General features: G+C 66.4%; 6 protein-coding genes. 2 read left to right on the forward strand and 4 right to left on the reverse strand.

Annotated elements, in window-relative coordinates; all coding sequences use genetic code 11:
* Positions 1-87: 87 nt before the first annotated feature.
* The 3 genes from CKO42_RS25705 to CKO42_RS25715 all read right to left on the reverse strand — a co-directional run bounded on the left by CKO42_RS25705 (position 88) and on the right by CKO42_RS25715 (position 2,942).
* Positions 88-1,674, reverse strand: coding sequence for a hypothetical protein (locus CKO42_RS25705; RefSeq protein WP_200251880.1), 1,587 nt, complete (start codon positions 1,672-1,674; stop codon positions 88-90).
* Between the two features lie 13 nt (positions 1,675-1,687).
* Positions 1,688-2,293, reverse strand: a complete 606-nt coding sequence (locus CKO42_RS25710; protein ID WP_242479710.1) for a YceI family protein — start codon at positions 2,291-2,293, stop codon at positions 1,688-1,690.
* Positions 2,294-2,378: 85 nt separating this feature from the next.
* Positions 2,379-2,942 carry a cytochrome b gene (locus CKO42_RS25715; RefSeq protein ID WP_200251882.1) on the reverse strand — a complete coding sequence of 188 codons (564 nt, stop codon included), beginning with the start codon at positions 2,940-2,942 and terminating at the stop codon, positions 2,379-2,381.
* A gap of 121 nt (positions 2,943-3,063) precedes the next feature.
* On the opposite strand from CKO42_RS25715, the gene CKO42_RS25720 reads away from it, so the two are divergent.
* Complete coding sequence (locus CKO42_RS25720; protein ID WP_242479711.1) at positions 3,064-3,555, forward strand: hypothetical protein; 492 nt, start codon at positions 3,064-3,066, stop codon at positions 3,553-3,555.
* 5 nt (positions 3,556-3,560) lie between these two features.
* Positions 3,561-4,505, forward strand: coding sequence for an MBL fold metallo-hydrolase (locus CKO42_RS25725; protein WP_200251884.1), 945 nt, complete (start codon positions 3,561-3,563; stop codon positions 4,503-4,505).
* Between the two features lie 74 nt (positions 4,506-4,579).
* Here CKO42_RS25725 and CKO42_RS25730 read toward each other — a convergent pair.
* The coding region (locus CKO42_RS25730) for a hypothetical protein (protein WP_200251886.1) at positions 4,580-5,184 on the reverse strand (605 nt) is incomplete at its 5' end.

The following is a 5,184-nucleotide window of genomic DNA, read 5'->3' on the forward strand; positions in this document are numbered from 1 at the left end:
GTCCTCGGGGTCGGGGTTGGGAATCTGATCCGTTTGTCCCTTTGAGACCCGAGCGGCGCGCGTTTTCTTGCAGTCCTCGCGCCCACCTCAGCGCCTGGCCCCGGCATCAGCGAGCAGCAGGCGCGCGTTGGTGACCGCCGGATCTTCGCTGTCATCGGGACCGTTCATGTAGAGCACTGACGCGGCCAGGTAGCGCCGACGCCAGTGCTCGGGCATGGCCGCGGCATTGCGGAACGCTGCCTCGGTGAACTTGTAGTCGTGAGCGCCCTGATTGCGCTCGACCGTGTAATGCCGCGCACGGCGCATGAACGCCTGCTCGCAGCCGCCGGCCTCGAGATAGCCCAGCGCCTTGGGCACGGCCTCGCGGCGCGATGCCGACAGAGCGGCAAAGACCGCCTCGAGCGCTTCGGCGGAATCGGCGGCGACGCCGGCCACGGGTGACGCCGGCTCCAGGCGGCTGAGCTGCGGCGCATCACCGTCACCGCCGATCAGATCACGGAATAGCGGCAGAAAGCTGGCCGCCTGCAGGAGCAGCAGCGTGCGGGTGTCGCTGTCAGCTGCCCGTTTGGCGCCCAAGAAGAGCGCATCACTGGTGGTATTGGCATGCACCGCGAGGATTCCCGGCTCGCGCAGCATCAGCTCGCCGGCGGCCGCGAACACGACAGTCCAGAGCCTGGTCTTGGGGACGCCCCGAGCAAGTGCCGCCGCGAGCGCGGCGCTGGCGTCATCGGCCGAGCCTTCGCGCAGCACCGCGAGCAGGTCGTGCGATAGTGCCGCGCTGTTAGCGTCGGTCGCCTCGGCGTCAGGCGTCGTTGGCCGCTCAAGCCGCTTGATCCGCTCCTGGTTGTTGCGCCAGGGGGCGTCAGCCGCGAGCGCCGTGGTCGCCGGATTGGGCTCGCCCCGGTGATTCTGCAGCGCCAGTACCAGCGAGCGCAGCATTGGCTCGGCCCGCGCGCGCGACACCGTTGGCAGCAGCCGCGCGCAGTTCGCCACCGTGATCGCCTTGTGACCAATCGCGCGAAAATCGCGCGCCCCGTAGCGCCAAAGCCCCTCCAGGACCTGCTCCGGCGCGCGCTGCTGCAGCAAGATTAGGAGCGCGTCGTCAGCGGCCTCCGCATCCCATTGGTCGAGCGCCTGGTGCAGCGCCCGTTCCGGATGCTGTCGTACCGAGCGGCCGATCCGGCTCGCCGTGCGCGCTCTAGAGGCGTCGGGCAACACCCAGCCGCCTCGGGACTGTTCCTGGGCTTGCGCGCCCTTGAAGGTGTCAGCCGCCCAGAGGATCGGTAGCCAGGCCTCTTCGGAGGGACCGTGCCTGGTCGTTCTGTCGACCGCATGCAGGACCATGAAGGCGTGATACTTGAAGCCAACGTGCGGATAGGGTCGGACCTGGCGCGCTGCGGCTTCAGCAAGGGCACCCAGCAGCTCGGGATAGGTCAGGCCGGCCGTGATCCGTGTCACCAGTGCCTCGAGCAGGGCCTCGCGCTCAGTCTCAATCAGCAGGTCGAGCAGCTCAGGCGCCACCCACTCCTCGGGGCGCGCGGCCGCGAGTGCACACGGCCACCCGGGCACCGCGGCAGCCGCCGCGAGCAAAAAGCGGCGGCGCGTAATGGGCAGCGATTGCCCCGTATCGCCAACCGCCCTGCGGGTCTCATCCAATGCGGCTTTCGCCTGCATCGTCACGCCGCCGCTAGCCATTCTGGCGCACGCCTTCGATCGACAGGATGATCTCGACCACCTGCGAGGCGGGACCCAGGTCATAGTCGATGCCGAAATCTTTCAACGCAAAGCGGGTCGAGCCCTGAAAGCCGCGACGGAAGCCGCCCCAGGGGTCGGGTCCGGCACCGATCTGCTCCACCTCGAGGGTCACCGGCTGAGTAACACCATGGAAGCTGAAGTCGCCCATGACCGTGCCGTTGCCATCCTCGTCGAGATCGACGGCGGTGCTCTTGAAGGTCGCCTGCGGGTAGCGCTCGACGTCCAGGAAGTCGTCTCCACGCAGGTGCTTGTCACGCTCGGCGTGATTGGAGTCCAGGCTCGCGGTCTCGATCTCGACCTCGATGCTGGCGTTGTCGGGGTCCTCGGGGTCATAGCTGAAGGTGCCGCCGAAGTCGTTGAAGCGCCCGTAGAGCCAGCTGTAGCCGAGATGCTGGATGCGGAACTGGACGAACGCGTGACCGCCTTCGGTATCGATCACATACTCCTCGACCTCGGCGGCGGCGATCGCGGGCAGCAACAGCGCTGCGGTCAGGCTCAGGGCGGTCAGGGTCTTTGGCATGGGCATGGGCATGGGCATGGTCAGTCTCCGGTGGGTCATGGGTTAGGCGAATCATTGGTTGGCGAGGACAGGCGTGGTCGCAACCGATCGGTTTGGCGGTGCATCAGCGCGCCTTGGACGCTGATCCTCGTCCCAGCATGCGCAGCAGGGTGCGATCCCGATCGATCAGGTGATGCTTGAGCGCCGCCAGTGCATGGACCCCAGCCAGCGAGACCAGCGAGATGGCCAGGATCAGGTGGACCTCCCCGGCGATGTCGGCCTGATCCGGCAGGTCGGTGATCAGGGCCGGCACGCTGAACAGACCAAAGACATCGATCGGACGCCCATCGGCGGTCGAGATCAGAGAGCCGCTCAGCATCACCGCGAACAGCAACGCGTAGAGCAGCGCATGGGTGACACGGGCAATCCGCCGTTCCCACACCGAGTGCGTTGCCAAGGGCGCCGGCCGCGGGCCGAGCAAACGCCAGCCCAGGCGCAGCGTCACGGTGAGGAACAGCAGCACGCCGACACCTTTGTGGATCGCCGGGGCGCGGCGATACCAGTCGTCGTAATAGGTCAGCTCGACCATCCACAGCCCGAGACCGAAGAGACCGACCACGACAAGCGCGACCAGCCAATGCAAGATCACGGCAACGAGGCCGTAGGTGTCGTGGCGATTGCGTAGCATGGCTCAGGTCACTGTGCTCTCACGGCCGGCAGGCGATGTGGATGGCGAAAGAAGGCCGCCGCGGGGACGGTCCTAACGGGTGATCTGCAGCAAACCTTCGCGGCCATCCATCTCAGTCGTCATGACTCCACCCGAAAACGAGGCGATCACCATGCAAGAGACCCACGACAGTGCCGTTTCGTTTCTCAGCCGTTTTCGTGGAAGCTTTACCTCCACACTGCGCTGGCACCAGCTCGATCAGTTGTGGACCAGCCTGCGCCGTGATGCCGCGGCCGGCTGGTATCTCTATGACCTCGATGAGGCGCCGCCGGCTGAGCCAGCCGAGGCGGCTGCGGTCGAATCATTCATCACTAACCTCGATGCGCTACTGCGTCGGGAGCACCGGGAGGACTATTGCGGCATCGTCTATGCTGACGATCTCGAGACCCCGACCTTCATCAAGGTCTACCACCCACGACGGCTCGGCGTCGCCGGTGGCTTCAGCGATCAGCCACCCGTGCCAGGCTGGATCATCAGCTTGATGCCGCCGCTCGATCTCCGCGCGGCGCTCGACGCTCCGTCCCCACGGCCGACCTGGCTGGGGCGATTACTGGGCTCAAGCCTCACCGGGTGAGATCAATGCGAACCTCAAAACGATGGCAACTCGCCACAGGGTTGTTGATCCTGGCCGGCCTTGGCGCTGGGAGCAGCATCGCTGCCAACACCTGTGAGGCACCGGTTGCGGTACAGGTGCTTGGCTCTGGCGGCCCAGAGGCCCAGCAGGAGCGCACCAGCGCGGGCTATCTGCTGTGGCTGGAGGGCAAGGCGCGGGTGCTGGTCGACCTCGGTGGCGGCAGTTTCGCGCGCTATGGGGCCAGCGGGGCGCGCTTCGCGGACCTCGAGCTGATCGCGCTCACGCATCTGCACCCCGACCATGCGACCGACCTGCCGGCGCTGCTGAAGAGCGGCTATTTCAGCCAGCGCAGCCGGGCATTGCCGATTGCCGGGCCGACCGGTGGCGGGGACTATCCGGATCTGGAAGGTTACCTGCAGGGGCTGTTCGCTGCGCAGACCGGGGCGTTCGGCTACCTCTCAGGCTATCTCGATGGCAGCGATGGGCTGGTCAGGCTGCAGCGGCGCACGCTGGAGGCCGACAGCCGCGAGCCGATCCCAGTGTTGGAGACCGATGACTATCAGGTCAGCGCCATCGGCGTCAGCCATGGCCCGGTCCCGGCGCTGGCCTACCGCATCGATGTAGGCGAGCAACGCATCGTCTTCAGCGGGGATCTGAATGGCGATGATCCCTGGTTTGTCGATTTTGCGCGCGATGCCGATCTGTTGATCATGAACCATGCCGTGCCGGAGCAGGCAGGACAGGTCGCCGCACGGCTGCATGCCCTGCCCTCGGAGATTGCCGAGATCGCCAAGGCGGCCGAGGTCAAGCATCTGGTGCTGAGCCATCTGATGCGCCGCTCGGAGCGGGCACTGGATGACAGTCTGGCGCGGATTCGCGCTGTCTATCAGGGCGCGCTGAGCGTTGCCTCGGATCTGGACTGCTTCGGGCTCGAGCCGCGGGGCCGGTGATGCGATGACAGAGCTCCGCCCCGGGTCCAGAATGGCGTCTAGGCTGCCGAACGCAGTCTCGACGAACAGCCTTGTTAAACCTCCAAGCGCGGTCCCTGCTCGGCGGCAAAGGCACAGCCGCCCTGCCCGATGCGGATCTCGCCGGACGTTTCGGTCAATCCCTCGGCGTCGACCCAGGCGTCCATCTGCTCGAGCAGGCGCTGCAGGCGCAGTCCAAGCTCGGTGCGGTGGGAGTACGCAAAGCCGGTGACGCGCCAACTCAGCAGGGCGTGCGGTCGACCGGCATGCCCGAGCCTGGCCATGCGCTGGACCAGCTGCTCGATCAGTGCCTCGTCACCGAGTCGCTCGCGCAGCGCATTCACCACCGAGCGATCATCCCAGTCGGTCGCCGTCGTTGGGAGCTGATGACGGAGCTCTGCGCCGATGAATCGGTACAGCGGCTCGCCAACCACCTGGCCGGTGAGCAGATCCTCGCGGGCCATCTGCCGATAATCCGGGCTTGGATCGGAACTGGTGCGTCGCGCCAACTGTTCAAGCGCCATCGCTTCGGCACGATGACCGCTGGGCGCGAACCCGCAGAGCAGGTGATCCAGTGCATCATGGACCAAGACCGATGTGGGGATCGCGCCGCTGGCGTCGCTGGTCGCGGCGACGATCTCGGGGTCATCAAGGTTGGCAT

The sequence above is a fragment of the Lamprobacter modestohalophilus genome, assembly GCF_016583905.1.
Taxonomy (GTDB): Bacteria; Pseudomonadota; Gammaproteobacteria; order Chromatiales; family Chromatiaceae; genus Lamprobacter; species Lamprobacter modestohalophilus.

Bases quoted from the DNA above. Each gene is read 5' to 3' on its own strand.
- CKO42_RS25705 (WP_200251880.1), bottom strand. From the start codon at position 1,674: ATGCAGGCGAAAGCCGCATTGGATGAGACCCGCAGGGCGGTTGGCGAT.
- CKO42_RS25720 (WP_242479711.1), top strand. From the start codon at position 3,064: ATGACTCCACCCGAAAACGAGGCGATCACCATGCAAGAGACCCACGAC.
- CKO42_RS25715 (WP_200251882.1), bottom strand. From the start codon at position 2,942: ATGCTACGCAATCGCCACGACACCTACGGCCTCGTTGCCGTGATCTTG.
- CKO42_RS25710 (WP_242479710.1), bottom strand. From the start codon at position 2,293: ATGCCCATGCCCATGCCCATGCCAAAGACCCTGACCGCCCTGAGCCTG.
- CKO42_RS25725 (WP_200251884.1), top strand. From the start codon at position 3,561: ATGCGAACCTCAAAACGATGGCAACTCGCCACAGGGTTGTTGATCCTG.